This window comes from Arthrobacter sp. B0427-1-12 (genome assembly GCF_059092905.1).
The window spans coordinates 34550-55006 of record NZ_JBNHIC010000017.1; the positions used below are offsets into that span (position 1 = coordinate 34550).

24 protein-coding genes are annotated in these 20457 nt (G+C 67.4%); 12 read left to right on the forward strand and 12 right to left on the reverse strand.

The features are described from left to right. Positions 1-14 precede the first annotated feature (14 nt). Genes AC5RWU_RS11960 through AC5RWU_RS11970 form a run of 3 tightly spaced genes read right to left on the reverse strand, consistent with a single transcriptional unit; the run spans position 15 to position 2654 of the window. On the reverse strand, positions 15-956 hold the full coding sequence (locus AC5RWU_RS11960; RefSeq protein ID WP_494031159.1) for a COX15/CtaA family protein: 942 nt from the start codon (positions 954-956) through the stop codon (positions 15-17). A gap of 4 nt (positions 957-960) precedes the next feature. Next, a complete protein-coding gene (locus AC5RWU_RS11965) occupies positions 961-1704 on the reverse strand; it encodes an ABC transporter permease (protein ID WP_494031158.1) in 744 nt (247 codons plus the stop codon). Next, a complete protein-coding gene (locus AC5RWU_RS11970) occupies positions 1701-2654 on the reverse strand; it encodes an ABC transporter ATP-binding protein (protein ID WP_494031157.1) in 954 nt (317 codons plus the stop codon). Before AC5RWU_RS11970 ends, AC5RWU_RS11965 begins: the two co-directional genes overlap by 4 nt. A gap of 104 nt (positions 2655-2758) precedes the next feature. On the opposite strand from AC5RWU_RS11970, the gene AC5RWU_RS11975 reads away from it, so the two are divergent. The 6 genes from AC5RWU_RS11975 (at position 2759) to AC5RWU_RS12000 (ending at position 7886) form a co-directional block, all read left to right on the forward strand. Beyond that, complete coding sequence (locus AC5RWU_RS11975) at positions 2759-3577, forward strand: helix-turn-helix transcriptional regulator (RefSeq protein ID WP_494031156.1); 819 nt, start codon at positions 2759-2761, stop codon at positions 3575-3577. Then, positions 3577-5037 (forward strand): Fe-S cluster assembly protein SufB, encoded by a 1461-nt coding sequence (sufB, locus tag AC5RWU_RS11980; protein ID WP_494031155.1) that lies wholly within the window; start codon positions 3577-3579, stop codon positions 5035-5037. Before AC5RWU_RS11975 ends, sufB begins: the two co-directional genes overlap by 1 nt. A gap of 1 nt (position 5038) precedes the next feature. Next, positions 5039-6313 (forward strand): Fe-S cluster assembly protein SufD, encoded by a 1275-nt coding sequence (sufD, locus tag AC5RWU_RS11985; protein WP_494031154.1) that lies wholly within the window; start codon positions 5039-5041, stop codon positions 6311-6313. Continuing rightward, entirely contained in the window at positions 6313-6675 is a 363-nt protein-coding gene (locus AC5RWU_RS11990; RefSeq protein WP_494031153.1) for a non-heme iron oxygenase ferredoxin subunit, read from the forward strand. The genes sufD and AC5RWU_RS11990 overlap by 1 nt, the downstream gene beginning before the upstream one ends. Before the next feature lie 71 nt (positions 6676-6746). Further along, a complete protein-coding gene (gene sufC / locus AC5RWU_RS11995; protein ID WP_494031152.1) occupies positions 6747-7514 on the forward strand; it encodes a Fe-S cluster assembly ATPase SufC in 768 nt (255 codons plus the stop codon). A gap of 42 nt (positions 7515-7556) precedes the next feature. Next, on the forward strand, positions 7557-7886 hold the full coding sequence (locus AC5RWU_RS12000; RefSeq protein WP_494031151.1) for a metal-sulfur cluster assembly factor: 330 nt from the start codon (positions 7557-7559) through the stop codon (positions 7884-7886). A 55-nt stretch (positions 7887-7941) separates the two neighbouring features. Here AC5RWU_RS12000 and ypfJ read toward each other — a convergent pair whose 3' ends face one another. Genes ypfJ through AC5RWU_RS12020 form a run of 4 tightly spaced genes read right to left on the reverse strand, consistent with a single transcriptional unit; the run spans position 7942 to position 10875 of the window. Next, a complete protein-coding gene (gene ypfJ, locus AC5RWU_RS12005) occupies positions 7942-8844 on the reverse strand; it encodes a KPN_02809 family neutral zinc metallopeptidase (protein ID WP_494031150.1) in 903 nt (300 codons plus the stop codon). After that, positions 8841-9491: an energy-coupling factor transporter transmembrane component T family protein gene (locus AC5RWU_RS12010; protein WP_494031149.1), complete on the reverse strand. Its 651-nt coding sequence runs from the start codon at positions 9489-9491 to the stop codon at positions 8841-8843. The genes ypfJ and AC5RWU_RS12010 overlap by 4 nt, the downstream gene beginning before the upstream one ends. Beyond that, complete coding sequence (locus tag AC5RWU_RS12015; RefSeq protein WP_494031148.1) at positions 9488-10252, reverse strand: energy-coupling factor ABC transporter ATP-binding protein; 765 nt, start codon at positions 10250-10252, stop codon at positions 9488-9490. Before AC5RWU_RS12015 ends, AC5RWU_RS12010 begins: the two co-directional genes overlap by 4 nt. Continuing rightward, complete coding sequence (locus tag AC5RWU_RS12020) at positions 10249-10875, reverse strand: biotin transporter BioY (protein WP_494031147.1); 627 nt, start codon at positions 10873-10875, stop codon at positions 10249-10251. Before AC5RWU_RS12020 ends, AC5RWU_RS12015 begins: the two co-directional genes overlap by 4 nt. A gap of 161 nt (positions 10876-11036) precedes the next feature. On the opposite strand from AC5RWU_RS12020, the gene abc-f reads away from it, so the two are divergent. Next, complete coding sequence (gene abc-f / locus AC5RWU_RS12025; protein WP_494031146.1) at positions 11037-12635, forward strand: ribosomal protection-like ABC-F family protein; 1599 nt, start codon at positions 11037-11039, stop codon at positions 12633-12635. A gap of 39 nt (positions 12636-12674) precedes the next feature. On the opposite strand, the gene AC5RWU_RS12030 is transcribed toward abc-f, so the two are convergent. From AC5RWU_RS12030 to AC5RWU_RS12045, 4 genes are read right to left on the reverse strand one after another with little or no spacing between them, the layout of a single operon-like run. Beyond that, the gene (locus AC5RWU_RS12030) at positions 12675-13520 is read right to left on the reverse strand and encodes a carbonic anhydrase (protein ID WP_494031145.1); all 846 of its coding nucleotides are present in this window, start codon (positions 13518-13520) and stop codon (positions 12675-12677) included. Between the two features lie 15 nt (positions 13521-13535). Beyond that, complete coding sequence (locus tag AC5RWU_RS12035; protein WP_494031144.1) at positions 13536-14402, reverse strand: SURF1 family cytochrome oxidase biogenesis protein; 867 nt, start codon at positions 14400-14402, stop codon at positions 13536-13538. Continuing rightward, positions 14402-14650 carry a hypothetical protein gene (locus AC5RWU_RS12040; RefSeq protein WP_494031143.1) on the reverse strand — a complete coding sequence of 83 codons (249 nt, stop codon included), beginning with the start codon at positions 14648-14650 and terminating at the stop codon, positions 14402-14404. Before AC5RWU_RS12040 ends, AC5RWU_RS12035 begins: the two co-directional genes overlap by 1 nt. Continuing rightward, complete coding sequence (locus tag AC5RWU_RS12045) at positions 14647-15156, reverse strand: DUF3099 domain-containing protein (RefSeq protein ID WP_494031142.1); 510 nt, start codon at positions 15154-15156, stop codon at positions 14647-14649. The genes AC5RWU_RS12040 and AC5RWU_RS12045 overlap by 4 nt, the downstream gene beginning before the upstream one ends. Positions 15157-15305: 149 nt before the next feature. Here AC5RWU_RS12045 and AC5RWU_RS12050 point away from each other — a divergent pair, with 149 nt between their 5' ends. Together AC5RWU_RS12050 and AC5RWU_RS12055 are read left to right on the forward strand one after the other, a co-directional pair. Beyond that, on the forward strand, positions 15306-16043 hold the full coding sequence (locus AC5RWU_RS12050) for a beta-ketoacyl-ACP reductase (RefSeq protein WP_494031141.1): 738 nt from the start codon (positions 15306-15308) through the stop codon (positions 16041-16043). 102 nt (positions 16044-16145) lie between these two features. Then, positions 16146-16895 carry an SDR family oxidoreductase gene (locus AC5RWU_RS12055; RefSeq protein WP_494031140.1) on the forward strand — a complete coding sequence of 250 codons (750 nt, stop codon included), beginning with the start codon at positions 16146-16148 and terminating at the stop codon, positions 16893-16895. A gap of 65 nt (positions 16896-16960) precedes the next feature. Here AC5RWU_RS12055 and serB read toward each other — a convergent pair whose 3' ends face one another. Beyond that, positions 16961-17869 carry a phosphoserine phosphatase SerB gene (gene serB, locus AC5RWU_RS12060; RefSeq protein WP_494031189.1) on the reverse strand — a complete coding sequence of 303 codons (909 nt, stop codon included), beginning with the start codon at positions 17867-17869 and terminating at the stop codon, positions 16961-16963. Positions 17870-17990: 121 nt separating this feature from the next. Between serB and AC5RWU_RS12065 the strand changes: the two genes are divergently transcribed. Genes AC5RWU_RS12065 through AC5RWU_RS12075 form a run of 3 tightly spaced genes read left to right on the forward strand, consistent with a single transcriptional unit; the run spans position 17991 to position 20401 of the window. After that, positions 17991-18776, forward strand: a complete 786-nt coding sequence (locus AC5RWU_RS12065; RefSeq protein ID WP_494031139.1) for an ABC transporter ATP-binding protein — start codon at positions 17991-17993, stop codon at positions 18774-18776. Positions 18777-18806: 30 nt separating this feature from the next. Further along, positions 18807-19580: a sulfite exporter TauE/SafE family protein gene (locus tag AC5RWU_RS12070; RefSeq protein ID WP_494031138.1), complete on the forward strand. Its 774-nt coding sequence runs from the start codon at positions 18807-18809 to the stop codon at positions 19578-19580. Continuing rightward, complete coding sequence (locus tag AC5RWU_RS12075; protein WP_494031137.1) at positions 19577-20401, forward strand: TrmH family RNA methyltransferase; 825 nt, start codon at positions 19577-19579, stop codon at positions 20399-20401. The genes AC5RWU_RS12070 and AC5RWU_RS12075 overlap by 4 nt, the downstream gene beginning before the upstream one ends. Positions 20402-20457 lie beyond the last annotated feature (56 nt).

Genomic DNA, 20457 nt, shown 5'->3' on the forward strand with positions numbered 1-20457 from the left:
GAAAAGGGCTGAGGTCAGCGGGACGCCGGCAGCGGCTGGCGGGTGAAGCCGGCGTAGACCGCGTGCGTGACAGCCGCGGTGAGCAGCGAGGCACCGAGCATGTGCAGCGCCACGAGGAGGACCGGCAGTCCGGTGAAGTGCTGCAGGTAGCCGATGCCGCCTTGTGCCAGCACGATCACGGCCAGCAGCACCAGCGGGGTACGAAGCCGGCGGTCTGTGGTCCGTCGGTAGGCCAGCACCAGGGCGAGGGCCGTGGCGGCGACCAGCAGGTAGACCGGGGCTGCATGGAGCCGGGTGACCAGATCGGGATCCAGCCCGTTGCGTGCCGCACCGTGGTCGCCGGCATGCGGACCGGAGCCGGTCACCACTACGCCAAGCACGACGGCGGCACCCGCCGTGGCTGCGATCGCCACCAGCAGCTGGCGCATGGTTTTCGACGCTGACCCAGCTATGCGGACGCGGCTTTCGGCTGTCGTCAGCCGGACCCGGTTGACCAGCAACGTGGCCAGCAGGATCAGGGCCATGGAGACGATGAAGTGCCAGCCGACCACCCAGGGGTTGAGCTGCGTCAGGACCGTGATGCCGCCGATGACTGCCTGCGCCGGAATGCCGGCGAGCAGGCCCAAGGCCAGCCACCACAGGTCCCGCCGTTCCCGGCGCAGGTTCCAGAGCGAGATGAGCATGGCGAACGCGATCAGGGTCAGGACGAAGGTGAGTGAGCGGTTGCCGAATTCGATCACGCCGTGGATGCCCATTTCCGGCGTGTTGACCAGGGAATCCGGCGTGCAGCGCGGCCACGTCGGGCAGCCGAGGCCCGAGGCGGTGAGCCGCACCGCGCCGCCGGTGACGACGATCAGGATCTGGGACACCAGCGAAGCGATGGCCAGGCCGCGGACGGCCGGCGTGATGGACCGCGGTAGTTTTTCGGTGAGGGTATTGGCGGGGGAAACGGTCACGGTACTAGCTCCACTTGAACCATCGGATGGCGGCCAGGCTGGCCAGGACTGCCCACACCAGCAGGATGATGTGCGCTGCGGGGTTGAAGTCCGCATGGATGAGGGCTCCGCGCAGCGCGTCCCCCAAGGCAGCGGAGGGCAGGATCTCCACGTACGGGTGGAACTCTGCCGGCAGGTTGGTTGCCGGGATGATGATGCCGCCGACGGCGGCCAGCAGGATCCACAACAGGTTGGTGATGGCCAGGGTGGCTTCCGGTCGCACTGTTCCGGCGACCAGCAGTCCGAGCGCGGTGAACGCTGCCGCCCCCAGCACCAGCTGCAGGATGGCCAGCGGGATACCTGCGGGGGAGGGGGCCCAGCCCAGGAACAATGCGACGGCGCTGATTACCACGACCTGGATGGCCAGGACGCTGAGGACGGCGAGGCCCTTGCCGAGGATCAGGCCGGCCCGGCCCAGCGGGGTGGTCGACAGGAACCGCAGGACGCCGTAGCGGCGGTCGAAACCGGTGGCGATGCCCTGTCCGGTAAAGGCGGTCGACATGGCGCACAGGGCCAGGATCCCGGGGGCGGCGACGTCGATGCGGGCCGCACCATAGCCGTCCAGCAGCGGTGTGACGACCATGCCGACCAGTGCCATCAGCGGAAGTGCGATGGCCAGCACCAGCTGCTCGCCGTTCCGCAGCATGGTCAGCGCCTCATAGCTGCCCTGCAGCATGATGCGGCGGCCCAGGGACGCGGGGGCGCTCATCGGATGCTCCTTCCGGATAGGTCCAGGAACACGTCCTCCAGGGAGCGCGGCGCCATGTGGACGGCATGGGGCATGATGTCGTTGGCCGCCCACCACGCGGCCACCGCGGCCAGGTCCGCCGGCGTGATGGCGCCGGTAAACACATAGCGGCCCGGTACAGGTTGCAGGACGGACAGGTGGGGCCACTGGTCCGCCGGCAGCGGCAGATTGCCGGCGGCTTCGAAGGTGAAAACGCGGCTGTCGGATTCGCCGGCGCCGGAGGCAGTCAGCTCGGCAACGGTGCCGCTGGCGACCGTCTTGCCGCCGTCGATGATGAACACGCTGTCCGCCAGTTTCTGCGCATCGTCCAGCAGGTGGGTGGTGAGGATGATGCCCAGGCCTTCGGAACGCAGTTCGTGGATCAACTCGAAGACGATATGGCGGGACTGGGGATCCAGGCCGGCGCTCGGCTCATCCAGGAACAGGACCTCCGGATTGCCGACCAGCGCGGCGGCCAGCGCCACCCGCTGTTTCTGGCCGCCGGACAGGCGGCGGATGGTGTTCCTGGCGAAGCCGTCGATGCCGAGCCGTTCGACGAGTTCGCCGACCGGCCGCGGATCCCGGTACATCCCGGCGATGTGGCGCAGCAGCGGAACGGGCCGGGCGGCCGGCGGCAGTCCGCCTTCCTGGAGCATGACCCCCACCCGGCTGCGGAGTGCCGCGCCGGCACGGAACGGATCCTGGCCCAGCAGTTTGACACTGCCTCCGTTGATGGGCTGCAGGCCCTGGGCGCATTCCAGCGTGGTCGTCTTGCCGGCGCCGTTGGCACCCAGCAGCGCCGTGACCTCTCCCCGGCGGGCAGCCAGATCGACGCCGTCGAGCACCCGCACCATCTTTCCGTCCTGGGCCGACACGGGGCCGACGTCCTTGATCAGCCCCTCGATGCTCAGGCAGGGTTCGGTATTGCGCACCCGGACATTCTACTGGACGTAGTAAGGATTCCCGGCCCCGGCGGGGCCTGCTGGCAAGCCTTGCCTTACTGGAGGCGGGAATCAAATTAGGTCATGATTGTGTTGTGTATTCCGTGAGTGAGTCTGTTTCTGCGCGCCCGCCGGCGCCTGTGCCCGCCGGGGCCACCCCGGCCGCGGCCAGCGGCGTGGTGGCCCGCGGATCCGATGAGCGGACACGGGACCGGGTGCTGGGTGCGGTCCTGGAACATGGGCCCGTCAGTGCCGCGGAACTGGGCGAACTGCTGGGTTTCACCCCGGCTGCGGTCCGCCGGCATCTCGATGTGCTGTCCAAGAAGGGCATGGTCGAGGTCAAGTTGGTCAGCAACGCCGCGGCCAAGGCCGGACGCCCGGCCCGCCGGTACGTGCTGAGCAGCCAGGGCCAGGCCAAGCTGGGCAACGACTACCTCGATATCGCCCGTGCCGCGCTCCAGGAGCTGACGGCGCTCGGCGGCCCGGCCGCCGTCGAACAGTTTGTCCGGTCGCGCTATGCCGAGATGGAACAGCGCTACCGGCCGTTCGTCGAAGCAGCCGGCGATTCGGTCGAGGCCAGGGCCGAGGCCCTGGCGGATGCCCTCAGCCAGGACGGCTACGTGGCTTCCTCGACCGTCGTCGGCGGCAACAGTCCGCATGCCGCGATGCTGAGCGTCCAGCTCTGCCAGGGGCATTGCCCGGTGCAGCAGCTGGCCGCCGAAAATCCGGCTTTCTGCGACAACGAAACCGAAGTTTTTACCCGGCTGCTGGGGGTCGACGTCCGTAGGCTGTCCACCCTCGCCGGCGGGGGACACGTCTGTACGACCCACATCCCGGTGGGCCGGACAAGGTCTGCGGTCCGCCAAGGCGGACCGGCGACGCCTGTATCCATCCATGAGCAAGAAAGGCCGTGATGACGGATCAAATAGCCCATGGCGCTGTCTCCGACGGTGTCATTTCCGAGATCCTGGAAAAGAACCCCGAACTGCACGGGATTGGCAACTATGAGTACGGCTGGGCCGACAAGAACGACGTCGGCGCCAACGCCCGCCGAGGCCTGAACGAGGACGTCGTCCGCGATATCTCGGCCAAGAAGAGCGAACCTGAATGGATGCTGGACCTGCGCCTGAAGGGCCTGAAGTACTTCGACCGCAAGCCCATGCCCACCTGGGGCGCGGACCTGTCGGGCATCGACTTCGACAACATCAAGTACTTCGTGCGTTCCACCGAGAAGCAGGCGGCCACCTGGGAGGATCTCCCGGAGGACATCCGCAATACGTATGAGAAGCTGGGCATTCCGGAGGCCGAGCGCAGCCGCCTGGTGTCCGGCGTCGCCGCCCAGTACGAATCCGAGGTGGTCTACCACCAGATCCGCGAGGACCTCGAGCAGCAGGGTGTCATCTTCCTGGACACGGACACCGCCCTGCGCGAGCACCCGGAGATCTTCAAGGAGTACTTCGGCACCGTCATCCCCGTCGGGGACAACAAGTTCGCGTCGCTGAACACCGCAGTGTGGTCCGGCGGTTCCTTCGTGTATGTGCCCAAGGGCGTCCATGTCGACATCCCGCTGCAGGCCTACTTCCGCATCAACACGGAGAACATGGGCCAGTTCGAGCGCACGCTGATCATCGCGGATGAGGATTCCTACGTCCACTACATCGAGGGCTGCACCGCCCCGATCTACACCTCCGACTCGCTGCACTCGGCCGTCGTCGAGATCATCGTGAAGAAGAACGCCCGGGTCCGCTACACGACCATCCAGAACTGGTCCAACAACGTGTACAACCTGGTCACCAAGCGTGCCATCGCCCACGAAGGCGCCACCATGGAGTGGGTCGACGGCAACATCGGCTCCAAGGTGACCATGAAGTACCCGGCCGTCTACCTGACCGGCGAGCACGCCAAGGGTGAGACCCTGTCCATCGCCTTCGCCGGCGAGGGCCAGCACCAGGACACCGGGTCCAAGATGGTGCACATCGCGCCGAACACCTCCAGCTCTATCGTCGCCAAGTCCGTGGCCCGCGGCGGAGGCCGCTCGGCGTACCGCGGGCTGGTGCAGGTCCGGGAAGGTGCCAAGAACTCCAGGAACAGTGTGGTCTGTGACGCGCTGCTGGTGGACACCATCTCCAGGTCGGACACCTACCCCTATATCGACGTCCGCGAAGACGACGTCACGATGGGCCACGAAGCCACCGTATCGCGCGTCAGCGAAGAGCAGCTGTTCTACCTGATGTCCCGCGGACTGCCCGAGGACGAGGCCATGGCCATGATTGTGCGCGGCTTTATTGAGCCGATCGCCCGTGAGCTGCCGATGGAATACGCCCTCGAGCTGAACCGCCTGATCGAACTGCAGATGGAAGGATCCGTTGGCTGATATGACAGAGCTGACTGACGAAAAAGCACGTATTGGCGCACCCAGCGCCGGCTCTGCCGCAATCGCGGGCATGACGGAGGAAGGCGAAAAGCTGTCCACCGCCAATGCCGGCACAGCCCAGCACGGTGCCAAGCAGCACAGCCATGGCGGCGGCGTCGGCATTCCGGACAGTTCCCGCGCCGGGCGGCTGACTTCCTACCGGCTCGCCGACTTCCCGGCCCTGACGGGTTTCGAGGAGGACTGGCGGTTCACCCCGCTCAAGCGCCTGCGCGGCCTGCACACGAATGCACCGGCCGGCGCGGCGCCCGCCGTCGTGGTTACCAAGCCGGACGCGGTCACGGTGGAGACCGTGTCCCGCGATGACAGCCGGATCGGTTCCGCCGGCATTCCCGAGGACCGGGTCTCCGCGGCGGCCTGGGAAGCCTTCCAGGAAGCCACCGTGGTGACCATCCCGGCGGAAACCGTGGTTACCGAAGAGGTCAGCGTGGCCATCAACGGGTCCGGGCTGGAGGCCGCGGCACAGCACCTGGTGATCCGTGCCGAAAAGTTCTCCAAGGCCGTCGTGGTCCTGGACCACACGGGCTCGGCAACCGTGTCGCAGAACGTGGAGATCCTCGTGGAGGACGGCGCGGACCTGACTGTTGTCAGCGTCCAGGACTGGGCCGACGACGCCGTGCACGCCAGCTCCCAGCAGGCCAAGGTGGGCCGCGACGCGAAGTTCAAGCACGTCGTCGTCAGCCTCGGCGGCGATCTGGTGCGCGTGACTCCTTCGGCCCGTTTTGCGGAACCGGGCAGCGAGGTGGAACTGTACGGACTGTACTTCGCCGATGCGGGACAGCACCTGGAACACCGGCTGTTCGTCGACCATGCCGTGCCCAACTGCAAGTCCAACGTGCTCTACAAGGGAGCCCTGCAGGGCAGGAATGCGCACACCGTATGGGTGGGCGACGTACTGATCCGGAAGGAAGCCGAAGGCACGGACAGCTACGAGGCCAACCGCAACCTGGTCCTGACGGACGGGGCGCGCGCCGACTCGGTGCCGAACCTGGAAATCGAGACCGGCCTGATTGAAGGCGCCGGCCATGCCAGCACCACCGGTCGGTTCGACGACGAGCACCTGTTCTACCTGATGGCCCGCGGCATCCCCGAGGATGCTGCCCGCCGCCTGGTGGTCCGCGGCTTCCTGAACGAGATCATCCAGCAGATCAGGGTCCCGGCACTGGAAGAACGCCTGACCGCGGCCGTCGAGCGTGAACTCGAGGCAGGCAACTACTGATGGGTGAAGGGGCACCGCAGGGCGAGAAGGTCTGCAGCGTCAATGACCTGGCGGTCAAGCAGGCGCTGCGCATCCTGATCGATGACTATCCCGTAGCCATCGTGAAGGACTCCGAAGGCGGGATCCATGCCATCGGAGACACCTGCTCGCACGCGGATGTTTCACTCTCCGAAGGGGATGTGGAGGACTGCACGATCGAATGCTGGGGCCACGGCTCCCAGTTCGATCTGCGCAGCGGCCAGCCACTGAGCCTGCCGGCGTACGAGCCGGTGCCGGTTTTCGCGGTAGCCATCGACGGGGACGATGTCTATGTGGATATCGCGACCGTGACCAACGGGGCCCCGGCTCCGGAACTGGGCTAGCTGCCCGCCGGGTTTTGAACTTTTCGAACTGAGAACGGCACCGCCAAGGTGCGAAGGAGAACACCAGACAGATGTCTACTCTTGAGATCAAGGACCTGCACGTCAGCATCGAGACGGATCAGGGCGCCAAGCAAATCCTGAAGGGCGTGAGCCTGACCATCAACACCGGCGAGACGCACGCCATCATGGGCCCGAACGGCTCCGGCAAGTCCACCCTCGCCGCGACCATCGCCGGCCACCCGCGCTACACCGTCGACAGCGGCTCCATCACTCTGGACGGCGAGGACGTGCTGGAGATGTCCGTGGACGAGCGGGCCCGTGCCGGCCTGTTCCTGGCCATGCAGTACCCGGTGGAGGTACCCGGGGTCACCATGACCAACTTCCTGCGCACCGCCAAGACCGCGATCGACGGCGAGGCTCCGAGCCTGCGCACCTGGACCAAGGAAGTCAAGGGCGCCATGGAGCAGCTGCGCATCGACGCCGACTTCGCCCAGCGCAATGTCAACGAGGGCTTCTCCGGCGGCGAGAAGAAGCGCGTGGAGATCCTGCAGCTCGAGCTCTTCAAGCCGAGGTTCGCGATCCTGGACGAAACCGACTCCGGCCTGGATGTCGACGCCCTGAAGGTCGTCTCCGAGGGCGTGAACCGCGCCCATGCTGCCGGGAACATGGGCACGTTGCTGATCACCCACTACACCCGGATCCTGCGCTACATCAAGCCGGACTTCGTCCACGTTTTCGTGGACGGCCGGATTGCCGAAGAGGGCGGCCCGGAGCTGGCCGACCGTCTGGAAGAAGAAGGCTACGACCGCTTCATCGCACCCGCCGCGGCCCAGGCCTAGGGCCGGCGGGACCTTTGAAGGCCAGCACCATGGGAGGAAGCCATGACTGAAACGAACACTTCGCGGACCAGCCTTGAGGACATCGAGGAAGCTCTGAAGGACGTCATCGACCCGGAACTCGGCGTGAATGTCGTGGACCTCGGGCTGCTGTACGGATTGCGCTACGCCGACGACGGCGCCCTGCTCATCGACATGACGCTCACCACGGCTGCCTGCCCGCTGACCGACGTCATCGAGGAGCAGACAGGCCAGGCCCTTGACGGCGTCGTCGATGAATGGCGCCTGAACTGGGTTTGGATGCCGCCGTGGGGTCCCGAAAAGATCACCGATGACGGCCGCGACCAGATGCGCGCCCTCGGGTTCAACATCTAGTTCAACAGCGAGTGCGCAGAGGGTGGCTTCCCAGCCGGGAAGCCACCCTTAATTTTCAGCCAGGATTGTTGAGGTCTGCGGCCTCGAGGGTGTTGCACTGGTTGATGTCGCCGCTTTGGTAGCCGCGCAGGAACCAGGTCTGCCGCTGCTCACTGGAGCCGTGCGTCCAGGCCTCCGGATTCACCCGCCCGGTGGCCGTCTCCTGGATTCGGTCGTCGCCGACCGCCTCCGCGGCTGACAGGGCATCGGCCAGCTCCCTGTCGTCAATCGGATCAAGGTACGGCAGGCCGGTAGCCGGATCCGGTACGGTGGCAGCGTGCGCGGCCCACAGGCCCGCATAGCAGTCGGCCTGCAGTTCCACGCGCACGGCCCCGGATTCCGGCCCCTGCGGGTCCTGCTGGGCAAAGTTGATGGCGCCGGTCAGGTTCTGGATGTGGTGGCCGAATTCGTGGGCCACAACGTATTCCTCCGCCAGTGCCCCGCCCGATGAACCCAGCCGGACCAGCTGGTCGAAGAAGCCGGTATCAAAGTAGGCAGACTGGTCCGCCGGGCAGTAGAACGGGCCGACCGCGCTGTCCGCGGCACCGCAGGCCGTACTCACTTGGTTCTGGAAAAGGACCGTTTCCGGCTGCGGGTACCGCATGCCGTACTGCGGCAGGTAGGCCGCCCAGAAATCGTTCAGGCTGTTGGCCGTGCCTACGATCCGGCAGTCGGTCCGCTCGTTGGCGTCTTCACCGGTCCGGCAGGTCGCGGCGATGTCTTCGGCCGGGCCGGACTGCGGCGCGGGCGTCCCGTCCTGCACCAGGCCCTCGAGCAGCTGGGGGTTGATGCCGAACAAGGCGGCGAGCAGCAGGATGAGTCCGCCGCCCACCCCGCCGCCGATCTTGGCTCCGCGGCCCCTGCCGCGGCGGTCCTGGACCTGCGAGGTGTCGAGTTGTGAACCTTCGTTGAAACTCATGCCCCAAGGATAGACCCGGGGTCCTCCTCGTCCTTCTCGCCCAGTCCGCGGGCGGCCAGTGCCTCGCCGGTCTGGCGTGCGTAGGCAACGGTGCCAATGATGACCGGCAGCACCAGCGCCCGCGGGCTGCGCTCCAGCCCGCGGGCCTTGGCCGCCTCGCGGACGTCGTTGAAGGAACCGATGATGAACGGGATGCTCCGCAGCATGAGCCCGATGGTCAGTGCGAAGCGCTCCGGATCCGCGCCCAGCCTGCGGAACGGGCGAACCGCCGACACCAGGCCGTCGAGCAGGCGCTGGACGGGCGTCGTGGCCGTGAGGACATTGGCGGCGAGGACGCACGCCAGCACTCCGGCCATGATCTGCCAGGCCGTCGCCGGACCGTTCTGCCACCATTGATACGCCGCCAGGATCAGCAGGAAAAGCCACATCGCTTTCAGCGGGCCCAGCAGGCGGGCCGCCGGCAGCCCGGCCACACAGTGAAGTACGACGACGGCCAGCAGCAGAGCGGTCCGGCTCACCGGATCAGCCAGGAGAAAAGCGAAGACGCCGACGACGGCGAGGACCGCCATCTTCAGCGGCAGCGGGGCCCGGTGGACCGGCGACCTTCCCTCCTGGTAGGCGCCCACAAGGTAGGCGTGCCCCCTCATGCCGCGCCCGCGCCGTCGTCGTCATCCAGGGCGGGCGTCCCGGAGCCGGGGGCCCACGCGGAGTCATCCGCGCACAGCTGCCGGTAGAAAGCCACGGCATCGCGGGGGTTGCCGTCGAAGGCAAGGGCGCCGCGGTGGATGACCAGGGCACGGTCGCACTCGGCCGCGAAGGCGAGGTCGTGGGTGGCCATGATCAGTTGCTGGTCCAAGCTGGCGAACACCCGGTGCAGCCTGGCCGTATTGCGCAGGTCCAGCAGCGTCGATGGTTCATCCAGGACCAGGATCCGGGGGGCCACAGCCAGTACGGTTGCCAGGGCCACGAGCTGACGCTCTCCGCCGGAGAGCTCATAGATGCTGTTGTCGGCCAGGTGGCCGAGGCGGAAGGAGGCCAGGGCCTCTTCGGCGGCCGCCCTGCGGTCCCGGGCGCTGCGGTGGATGCGCCGCAGGGACAGCTCCAGATCTTCGCGGGGCGTCGGCATGACCAGCTGGGACAGCGGGTCGGTGAACACGAATCCGACCTGCCGGCGCACCCGTGCGCCGTCCGTGGCAGTGCTGATTCCGTTGACTGTCACTTCGCCGGAACTTGGCAGGACCAGCCCGTTGATGAGGCGCAGCAAGGTCGATTTGCCGGAACCGTTGCCGCCGATCACGGCGATGCGCGCTTCTGTCAGGTCAGCGCTGATGCTGCGCAGAATGGTGGACGGTCCCCGGCCGTGGCCGGGGACCGTCACCTCGACTTCCCTAAGACGGACCGAATTCACCGGCGGCGGCGCACCAGCAGATCCGGGAACGCCTTGTGCAGGCTGACTGCCACGAGGACGGCGAAGACGTTCTTGACGATGTCACCGGGGATGAACGCTGCGTCGGCCAGGACAGCAGCCCCGAGTGCCAACTTGCCGTTGACCATCATGCCGAGCACGCCGAGGGCATGCGTGGTGATCAGGCCTGCGAGGGTGGCCGCGAACATCCAGACCGCGCGCCGTCTGGTGCCGCTGCGGATAATCAGCTGGGTAAGCAGGCCCACGAGCGCGGCCGACAGCGGGAAGGACAGCAGGTAGCCGGCCGATCCGCCGGCCAGCACGCCAAGCCCGCCCGTGAAGCCGCTGAGTACCGGAAGGCCGGCCAGGCCGACGGCGACATACAGCCCTGCCGCTGCGGCGGCCCGTCCGGCGCCGAGCACCAGGCCGGTGAGGGTCGCCACCAGAGTCTGCAGCGTCAACGGTACGCCCAGCACGTTCCCCGCCGGAATCGGCGGCACCGCGATGGAAGCAGCCAGCAGGGCCGCGAAGACAGCGATGAGGGACAAGTCCGTGGCATTCCAGCCGGCCTTGGTCAGCCGGGCGGCATCGGTGCCGTGGCTGGCTCCTGGGTGGAGGTTGGGCATTCGTCTTCCTTCTGTTGCAGACCTACAAAACGTGCCGTCAGGAGTCGACAATAGCGCCTCGGCTTCCGGAGCAAGTTGTAGGTTACCTACCACGTTGGCGCGGTCGGTAGACTGGACAGGCTGCGTTCGCACAATCTTCCCTCTGCTGAAAGGCTTTTGTATTGATTGCCGTATCTGGTCTCGAGCTCCGCGCCGGCGCACGGCTGCTCATGGAAGCGGTGTCATTCCGTATCGACAAAGGGGACAAAATCGGACTCGTCGGCCGCAATGGTGCCGGCAAGACGACCATGACGCGGGTCCTGGCCGGCGAAGGGCTTCCCGCCGCCGGGCAGGTCACCCGGAACGGCCAGATCGGCTACCTGCCGCAGGATCCGCGGACACCGAACATGGAGCAGCTGGCCCGGGACCGGATCCTGTCCGCCCGGGGCCTTGACGTGGTCGTGTCCAGGCTGCGGACTGCGCAGACGGAAATGGCCAGCGATGACCCTGCGGTCCGGGACAAGGCGATGGGGCGGTACGACCGGCTGGAGGCGGAGTTCCTGGCCGGCGGTGGATATGCCGCCGAGGCCGAAGCCGCTGCCATTTCCTCCAACCTGGCCCTGCCCGACCGCATCCTGAACCAGCCCCTCAGGACTTTGTCCGGCGGCCAGCGGCGCCGCGTCGAACTGGCCCGGATCCTCTACTCCGGCGCCGATACGCTCCTGCTTGACGAGCCCACGAACCACCTCGACGCGGACTCCATCAGCTGGCTGCGGGAATTCCTCAAGGGCCACCAGGGCGGCCTGATCGTGATCAGCCACGACACGGAGCTGCTGGAAGCGACGGTGAACAAGGTCTTCCACCTGGACGCCAACCGCGCCACGATCGACATCTACAACATGAACTGGAAGCGCTACCTGACGCAGCGGGAAACCGACGAACGCGCCCGCAGGCGCGAACGGGCGAACGCGGAAAAGAAGGCCGCCGTCCTGATGGACCAGGCCAACAAGATGCGTGCGAAGGCGACGAAGGCCGTGGCCGCGCAGAACATGGCCAAGCGGGCCGAGAAGCTCCTCAGCAGCCTCGATGCCGTCCGCGCCCAGGACCGCGTCGCGGCCCTGCGCTTCCCCGACCCCGCGCCCTGCGGCAGGACCCCGCTCAGCGCGGACGGACTGAGCAAGTCCTACGGCTCGCTGGAGATCTTCACCGACGTCAGCCTGGCCATCGACCGCGGCTCCAAGGTCGTGATCCTCGGGCTTAACGGCGCGGGCAAGACGACCCTGCTGCGCATGCTGGCCGGCGTGGAGCAGCCGGACACCGGAGAGACGGTGCCGGGCCATGGACTGAAGATCGGCTACTACGCCCAGGAGCACGAAACGCTCGATACCGAGCGGACCGTACTGGAGAACATGCGCTCCGCCGCTCCGGACATGAAAGACGCGGAGGTCCGCGGAATCCTCGGTTCCTTCCTGTTCTCCGGAGATGACGTCGACAAACCGGCCGGAGTGCTGTCCGGCGGCGAAAAGACCCGCCTGGCCCTGGCCACGATTGTCGCCTCATCGGCGAATGTCCTGCTGCTGGACGAGCCGACCAATAACCTGGACCCCGCCAGCCGCGCCGAGATCCTGGGCGCCCTGCGGACCTACACCGGAGCCGTGGTGCTGGTCAGCCACGATGAGGGCGCCGTCGAGGCCCTGAATCCGGAACGTGTGGTCCTGCTGCCCGACGGCGTCGAGGACCTGTGGAGCGACGACTACCTTGACCTCGTGACCCTCGCCTGACGCCGGGGGCACTGACGCCGGGGAGCCGCCTTCGCGGACTCAGTCGCTTTCGACGACCTCGCGGCCGTCGAGCGGCTGAAGCGGGCGGTTGTTATCCGCATAGGCCGCCTCGAGCCTGCCGATCTGTTCGGGGCTCAGCATGATCGGTGTCTTCAACACCACCCACTGGACGCCCTCGGTGCACGGCGGCGTGGTCAGGCTGCCTTCGTACTGGAAGTTGGCGGTGTCTTCCGGCAGCAGGCTGTCCCACCGGATGCTGCCGGCTTCGGCTGTGGGGGAGGCGCCGGCGGCATCGATGAAATCCGTCCAGGCGGCGTTTTCCGCGCCCTGGGTGGCCAGGACTGCAAGCACCAGCAGTTCGCCGTCGGCATTGCTGTGCACGAAGTGGAATTCCACCGGCTCGGTGTTCCCGTCGATGGTGTGTTCGGCGTCCGCGTGGAAGTGCAGCTGCGCCAGCCTGAATTCCTCCCCGGCGAAGTTCAGGGCGTTTGCGGCATCCCCGGCTGCGGTCTCCGGAGCGGCCTGTACCGTGTGGCCGGTATCGACTATCCGGGCCGCCCCCGGGGCGTAGTGGAGGCTGATGGGTTCGGCGCGGCTGTCCTGGCCCCCGCTGTCCTGGCCCCCGCTTTCCTGGGCCGAGCCCGAGGTGATCTGGATGGGAGACTGCTCGGTACCGGTGGAACAGGCGGCGTAGCTGCTGTCCAGCTGGGCCCATTGTGCGGGACCGTCCGCGCCCTCCTCGTAGCTCCATTCCGCCGGTGCCTGCCCGGGAGCGGAGGCCGAAATGCCGGGGCTGGCCGGATCAGCCGGCGTGCCGGTGTCGCCACAGGCGGCGAGGGCCAGGCCGGCAGCCGCCAGCAGGCCATGATGCTTGCGGACGCGCATGCTTCCAGCTAACCGCTAGAAGCCCTGGGCGTCCAGCAGTGCGTCCTCTTCCTCTTCGGCCGTGGGCTTCCGCCGCTTGCGGTCCGGGTGCTTGCGGTCAGGGCGCCGGCGCGGCGCCGGGTTCGCCTGGTGCATATCGTCGTCGTCCTCGTCGCGCCAGGGCATCTGGGCCTGCTGGCGGGCGGCGTACCCGAACCCGACGAACATCAGGACGCCGAAGGCGAACCACTGCATGGAATAGGACAGGTGCGGTCCCTCATCGATGGAAGGCTTAGGCAGGGCGACCGGGTTCACGGAGGCCGCCGGTGTTTCCTTGGCCATGAGGCCGTAGGCCCCGGTCAGGATCGGATAGTCGAGTTCATCCTGGTAGGCGGGCAGGTTGATCGATGCCAGCTGGCCTTCCGGAGCGCCGCGCTGCAGCGTCCCCTCGCCGGGCTTGATCCGCGCGGTGACGGTCACCTGTCCCGAAGGAGCGGCAGGTATGGTGTCAGGCTGCCCTGCCTGGTTGTTACCGATCGGCAGCCAGCCCCTGTTGATGATCACGCTCTCGCCCGTGGCCAGCCGCAGCGGCACCAGCACCTCGTAACCCGGCCGTCCGTTCAAGGGACGGTTCCGGACGATCCGCTGGTTGCCGGCGTCGTACGTTCCCACCATGGTGACCGGCAGCCACTGGCGGGACGCATCGAAGTCCGCGAAATTCTGGCCGGCTTCACTGAACGGCACGGGTGCGCGGTCGTAGTTGGCCTCGATTCTTTCAATCTCGGCCACGGCGGCGTTGCGCCGGTCCATCTGCCACAGACCCAGCCCAGCACAGGCGGCGGCCAGCACCACTGCCAGGACGAACCAGCCGATCCACTTGCTGCTCAGGAGGAAGCGGTACATCAGCGGCCGCCCTCCGCCGGGGCGGTTCCGAGGGGGAGGGTTTCCTTCCACAGGCCGCGCAGCTTCAGGTAGTCTTCCAGCCACTCGCGGTGCTCACCGCAGGCCAGCCAGGTCTTCCGGCGCTCCGGGGTGTGGATCCTGGGATTGTTCCACAGCAGCTGCCAGCTGGCGTCGTGCCGGCAGGCTTTCCGGGAGCAGATGGCCGACGGCGCGGCGGGGCCGCCCGTGAGCTGATCAAGAATATTCATACGGTCGGCGGGACCTCGTTCTTCGGGGCGCCGTTCATTGGGGCGCCGTTCGTCGGGGCACGGTTGGTTGGGGCGCCGGGCGGCTTGACGGTAGGTTCGACGGCGGTCGGTTCGGTCGTGGGGGAGGCTGTCCCGGGCGGACCGGCCTCATTCTCCGGGTCAAGGACTTCGCCTTGCAGGACGGCTGTATCCGCGCCGTCGGGCTCCATGGGGCCGGCTTCCAGCTCCGCGACCGGCGCATGGTCCAGCAGCGATTCACTGTGCCCAAGGGTGTTGTCGCTGCCGGCGTTGGCGATGATGACCGCAAAGTACGGCAGGAATACCGCGCCCGCGATCAGGACCCAGACCATCCAGCCGTCGACGAAGAAGATCAGCACCAGGCAGACGAAACGGATGCCCATGGAGATCGAGTACTTGACCATGCGGGAGTGCATGTCGGCGCTGTGCGCTTCATGGGCGTCCGTGATGTTGTGGACGTCCTGCTGCTTCTTGGTTTGCTTGCTCATCACACTCCCGGGGACTCCATCAATTCTCTCACTGCCGGGCCCGGACTTAAACCCGGCGCGCGCAGCCGAAGCCGGACCGGATCACCGTACCGCTGCAGCCTGGCCGCTAGGATCGATGGGGACATCGAGACGACCATTCGGAGGAATCTGTGCAGAACGAAGACCAGAACCAGGCGGCTGCAACCGGACGCAGCGTCCTGGTGACCGGCGGCAACCGCGGCATCGGACTGGCCATCGCCCGGGCGTTCCTGGCCAACGGAGACAAGGTCGCCGTCACCTACCGCAGCGGCGAGGTTCCCGAGGGCATGCTGGCCGTCAAGGCCGACGTCACCGATGCCGCGTCGATCGACGCCGCCTTCAGCGAGGTGGAGGCCGCGCACGGGCCGGTGGAGGTCCTCATTGCCAATGCCGGGATCACGCGCGACACGCTCCTGCTGCGGATGAGCGAGGAAGACTTCACGGAGGTCATCGACACGAACCTGACCGGCGCCTTCCGCGTGATCAAGCGGGCGTCCAAGGGCATGATCCGGCTGAAGAAGGGCCGCGTGGTGCTGATCTCCTCCGTCGTCGGACTCTACGGGTCGCCCGGGCAGATCAACTACGCCGCATCCAAGTCCGGCATGGTCGGCATTGCCCGGTCACTGACCCGCGAGCTGGGTTCGCGCGGCATCACGGCCAATGTCGTGGCACCGGGCTTCATCAACACGGAGATGACTGCCGCCCTGTCGGAGGAAACGCAGAAGAACTACCTGTCCACCATTCCGGCCGGCCGCTTTGCCGAACCGGAGGAAGTGGCGAAGGTGGTCCGCTGGGTGGCCAGCGACGAGGCGGCCTACATTTCCGGCGCCGTGATCCCCGTGGACGGCGGCCTGGGCATGGGGCACTGACGCCGAACGCTGTAGGTTTCCTACAACCGTCCTGGATCCGGTGGCTGGCAATATGGTCACTGGATCCATTTCTTTGAACAGTTTCTACAAGAGGAGTTGCCCATGGGCGCACTTGACGGCAAGACAGCCATCGTTACCGGTTCTTCCCGCGGCATCGGCGCCGCCGTCGCCGCGCTGCTGGCCGGCGAGGGCGCCGGGGTCGTCGTCAACTACCGCCAGAAGGCCCCGCGGGCCAACAAGGTGGTGGCCGGGATCGAGGCCGCCGGGGGACGGGCTGTTGCCGTGGGCGCCGACCTGACCAGCGCCGAGGGCGCGCAGGCCCTGGTGGATGCCGCGAAGGAGAATTTCGGCGGTCTGGACATCCTGGTGCTCAACGCCTCCGGCGGAATGGAAACCGGCCTGGGGGAGGACTACGCGCTGCGGCTGAACCGCGACGCCCAGGTCAACATGCTCCAGGCTGCTGTGCCGGCCATGCCGCGAGGTTCCCGGGTGGTGTTCGTGACCAGCCACCAGGCTCACTTCATCCGCTCCGTGCCGACCATGCCGGAATACGAGCCGGTGGCCCTGAGCAAGCGCGCCGGCGAGGACGCGCTGCGGGACCTGATCCCGTTCCTGAGCGAGCGCGGCATCGACCTCGTGGTGGTCTCCGGCGACATGATCGAAGGGACCGTGACGGCCACGCTGCTGGACCGCGCCAATCCCGGAGCCATCGAGGCCCGTCGCGCGCAGGCCGGCAAGCTCTACTCGGTCGAGGAATTCGGTGCCGAGATCGCGAAGATGGTGACGGCCGACGTCGAAACCGGCCACACCGAATACGTGGGCGGAGCGGACTCCTTCCAGAACCAGCAGTAGGACAGCGCGTGGCCCGGGGTGCAGCCCCGGGCCACGCGTCGGTTAAGCCGCCCCGACCCCCGGGGCTACACTCCGGCGAAGTGCCGGACAACGTCCAGGTACGGGACGTCGACGGCGGCGTCCGCGGCCGAACGCACCGCCGGCTTGGCGTTGAACGCCACGCCGAGTCCGGCCGCGCCGAGCATATCCAGGTCGTTGGCGCCGTCCCCCACGGCAATGGTGTGCTCCAGCGGAATGTCCTGTTCCGCGGCCCAGGCCCGCAGTGCGGCTTCCTTGGCCTTGCGGTCCACGACCTCGCCGATGACAGTGCCGGTCAGGTAGCCGCCGTCGACCCCCAGCAGGTTCGCCCGGGCGTAGGTCAACTGCAGGCGGGCGGCGAGCGGGTCGAGGATCTGGCTGAAGCCGCCCGACACTACGGCCACCGGATGGCCGGCCTGCAGGAAGGCCGCCACCAGGACGTCGGCGCCGTCGGTCAGTTCCACCTTGGCCCGGACCTCGTCGATCACGCTTTCCGGCAGGTCCTTGAGCGTTGCCACGCGCGCATGCAGGCTCTGGGTGAAGTCGAGTTCGCCGCGCATCGCCGCTTCGGTGACGGCAGTGACCTCCGCCTCCTTGCCCGCATGCGCTGCGAGCAGTTCGATGACTTCCTGCTTAATCAGCGTGGAATCCACATCCATGATCAGCAGCTTTCGGTCCGCCGCCACCAAGTCGGCAGGTACGACGGCGGTCCCCACCGATCCGGCCGGCGCGCCGCCGGTGACGGTACCGGCGTCCAGCGGGCGGAGGGCGTCGCGCAGGACGTCGATGCCGCCGTCGAACTCCACCGCCAGCTTGCTCACCTCGCAGCGCCGGTCCCCGGCATTCTCCAGTTCGACGATCGTGGCGCCGCATTCCTGGACGGCCGACTGGACGGCGACGAGGTAGCGGTCCGGCAGTTCCGGTCCATAGCTGACCACAAAATAATCCTGCGCCATGATGCGAAAATCCTGTTCGTGCGGGGGCGGCGGGCTGTCCTGGACCAACCCGCGCCGGCGCGGGTTGCGCGCGGCGTAGCGTTTGGCCAAGAACCTCTTACTTAGCCTAGTGTCTACTGATATGAGTGATGTGCTTGAATTGGCCGGGGTCAGTGTTGTTCGCGGCAATAAGACGCTGCTGAACGAGATCGACTGGCAGGTCAAGGATGGAGAGCGTTGGGTCGTGCTGGGGCCCAACGGTGCGGGCAAAACGACGCTGCTGCAGATCGCCGGCGCCCGCATGCATCCCACCCGCGGCAGGGCCGGCATCCTGGACGAGGTCCTGGGATCCGTGGATGTTTTCGAGCTGCGGCCGCGCATCGGCCTGGCCTCCGCCGCGCTGGCCACCCAGATCCCGGAACATGAGACCGTCCTCAATGCCGTGGTCACCGCGTCCTACGGCGTGACCGGACGCTGGCGCGAGCAGTACGAGCGCATGGATGAGCGCCGGGCGTTTTTCCTGCTGCATGCCTGGGGCATGTCCACCTTCATCAACCGTAAGTTCGGAACACTGAGCGAGGGAGAGCGCAAGCGCGTGCAGATCGCCCGTGCGCTGATGACGGACCCGGAACTGCTGCTGCTTGACGAGCCGGCCGCCGGACTGGACCTGCACGGCCGCGAGGACCTGGTCCGCCGCCTGTCCGAACTGGCCGCGGACGAGGAATCGCCGGCCATCGTGCTGGTGACCCACCACCTCGAAGAGGTGCCGCCGGGCTTCACCCACGCGATGCTGCTGCGCGAGGGCGAAGTCGTCGCCGCCGGGCCGATTTCCGAGGTGCTGACCGAGCAGAACCTGAGCGAGACCTTCGACCTGCCGCTGAACGTGACCAGCGACGGCGGCCGCTACACCGCGACCGCGCGTCTCTGACGCGGCCGTCCACGAGCCGGACCGCCGCCTGTGGAGCTGCTTAATGCTGCCCTGATCCTCCTCGGAGGACTATGGGCGGGAACCATCAACGCCGTCGTCGGATCCGGGACGCTGGTCACGTTCCCGATCCTCGTGGCGCTCGGCTATGCGCCCGTCACCGCCACGATCAGCAATGCGATGGGCCTGATCGCGGGCAATATGTCCGGCGTCTGGGGCTACCGCCGGGAGCTGCGCGGCATGGGCCGGACCATGGCAACGCTGCTGCCGGCGTCGCTGGCCGGCGGCATCACCGGCGCCGCGCTGCTGCTGAACCTGCCCGAGGAAGTCTTCGGGTACGTCGCGCCGTTCCTGATCGTGCTGGCGCTGGCCTTCGTGGTCTTCCAGCCGAAGCTGCAGGCGTGGGTGAAGCGGCGCCAGGTGGACCGCGCCATGTCCCGGCAGCACCCGTGGGCGCTGATCCTGCTGGTCTACCTGGCCGGGGTCTACGGCGGTTACTTCGTGGCCGCCCAGGGCGTCCTGCTGGTGGGCATCCTCGGCGTGTTCCTGCACGGCTCCCTGCAGCAGGCCAATGCCGTCAAGACCGTGCTGGTGCTGGCCGTGAATATCATCGCCGCCGTTTCCTACCTGATTTTCGCCTTCGACCGGATCGATTGGCTGGTGGTGCTGCTGATCGCGGTCAGCTCCATGATCGGCGGGCTGCTGGGCGCCGCCGTCGGCCGCCGCCTGCCGCCGGCGTGGCTGCGCGGGGTGATCGTGGTGCTGGGCCTGGTGGCGCTGTGGACGATGGTGGCAAAGCTGCTGTGACTGTCTACGAACTGACCGATGCCGAAGATCCCCGGGTCGCCGACTATACGAAGCTGACGGATACGGCACTGCGCCGCCGCCGCGAGCCGGCCGAGGGCATGTACATTGCCGAAAGCTCCAAGGTGCTCCGACGCGCGCTCGACGCCGGCCACACGCCGCGCTCCTTCTTCCTGGCGGAGAAGTGGCTGGGCGAGCTGCAGGATGTGCTGGACCGGTTCCCCAACGTGCCCGCTTATGTGGGAACGCCCGGGGTGCTGGAGGAGATCACCGGGTTCCACCTTCACCGCGGAGCCATGGCCGCCATGGACCGCCCGGCGCCGCTGGACCTGGACGAGGTGCTCGCCGCGGCGCGCCGCGTCGCGGTGCTCGAGGACATCGTCGACCACACGAACATCGGAGCGATCTTCCGGTCCGCCGCGGCGCTGGAGGTGGACGCGGTGCTGGTTACGCCCCGCTGCGCGGATCCGCTGTACCGCCGGGCCATCCGGGTGAGCATGGGCACGGTCTTCCAGATTCCCTGGGTGCGCCTGGACGACTGGCCGGCGCAGCTGCAGGTGCTGCGCGGGCACGGATTCACGACGGCGGCCCTCGCCTTGGCGGCGGACTCGCTGACGCTCGATGAGCTGGCCGCCCGCCATGACGAGAAGCTGGCGCTGATCCTGGGCACCGAGGGCGACGGGCTGTCCGCCGCCACACTGAGTCAGGCGGACCTGGCGGTGCGGATACCGATGCGCGGCGGCGTGGACTCACTCAATGTGGCGGCGGCCAGCGCCGTGGCGTTCTGGGCGTGCCGGCCGGCTTCCGGCGGCGTTTCCGGTTAGCCATCCAGGGTCCTTTGCGCTAGAGTTGAGTGCTGGCCATCGTGGCCGCACCGAAA

What these genes read in the sequence shown, in the direction of transcription:
- AC5RWU_RS12010 (WP_494031149.1), bottom strand. Translation starts at nt 9,491, where the DNA reads ATGAGGGGGCACGCCTACCTTGTGGGCGCCTACCAGGAGGGAAGGTCG.
- AC5RWU_RS12055 (WP_494031140.1), top strand. Translation starts at nt 16,146, where the DNA reads ATGGGCGCACTTGACGGCAAGACAGCCATCGTTACCGGTTCTTCCCGC.
- AC5RWU_RS12020 (WP_494031147.1), bottom strand. Translation starts at nt 10,875, where the DNA reads ATGCCCAACCTCCACCCAGGAGCCAGCCACGGCACCGATGCCGCCCGG.
- AC5RWU_RS12045 (WP_494031142.1), bottom strand. Translation starts at nt 15,156, where the DNA reads ATGAGCAAGCAAACCAAGAAGCAGCAGGACGTCCACAACATCACGGAC.
- sufD (WP_494031154.1), top strand. Translation starts at nt 5,039, where the DNA reads ATGACAGAGCTGACTGACGAAAAAGCACGTATTGGCGCACCCAGCGCC.
- AC5RWU_RS11965 (WP_494031158.1), bottom strand. Translation starts at nt 1,704, where the DNA reads ATGAGCGCCCCCGCGTCCCTGGGCCGCCGCATCATGCTGCAGGGCAGC.
- serB (WP_494031189.1), bottom strand. Translation starts at nt 17,869, where the DNA reads ATGGCGCAGGATTATTTTGTGGTCAGCTATGGACCGGAACTGCCGGAC.
- AC5RWU_RS12000 (WP_494031151.1), top strand. Translation starts at nt 7,557, where the DNA reads ATGACTGAAACGAACACTTCGCGGACCAGCCTTGAGGACATCGAGGAA.
- ypfJ (WP_494031150.1), bottom strand. Translation starts at nt 8,844, where the DNA reads ATGAGTTTCAACGAAGGTTCACAACTCGACACCTCGCAGGTCCAGGAC.
- AC5RWU_RS11990 (WP_494031153.1), top strand. Translation starts at nt 6,313, where the DNA reads ATGGGTGAAGGGGCACCGCAGGGCGAGAAGGTCTGCAGCGTCAATGAC.
- AC5RWU_RS12035 (WP_494031144.1), bottom strand. Translation starts at nt 14,402, where the DNA reads ATGTACCGCTTCCTCCTGAGCAGCAAGTGGATCGGCTGGTTCGTCCTG.
- sufB (WP_494031155.1), top strand. Translation starts at nt 3,577, where the DNA reads ATGACGGATCAAATAGCCCATGGCGCTGTCTCCGACGGTGTCATTTCC.
- AC5RWU_RS12030 (WP_494031145.1), bottom strand. Translation starts at nt 13,520, where the DNA reads ATGCGCGTCCGCAAGCATCATGGCCTGCTGGCGGCTGCCGGCCTGGCC.
- sufC (WP_494031152.1), top strand. Translation starts at nt 6,747, where the DNA reads ATGTCTACTCTTGAGATCAAGGACCTGCACGTCAGCATCGAGACGGAT.
- AC5RWU_RS12065 (WP_494031139.1), top strand. Translation starts at nt 17,991, where the DNA reads ATGAGTGATGTGCTTGAATTGGCCGGGGTCAGTGTTGTTCGCGGCAAT.
- AC5RWU_RS12040 (WP_494031143.1), bottom strand. Translation starts at nt 14,650, where the DNA reads ATGAATATTCTTGATCAGCTCACGGGCGGCCCCGCCGCGCCGTCGGCC.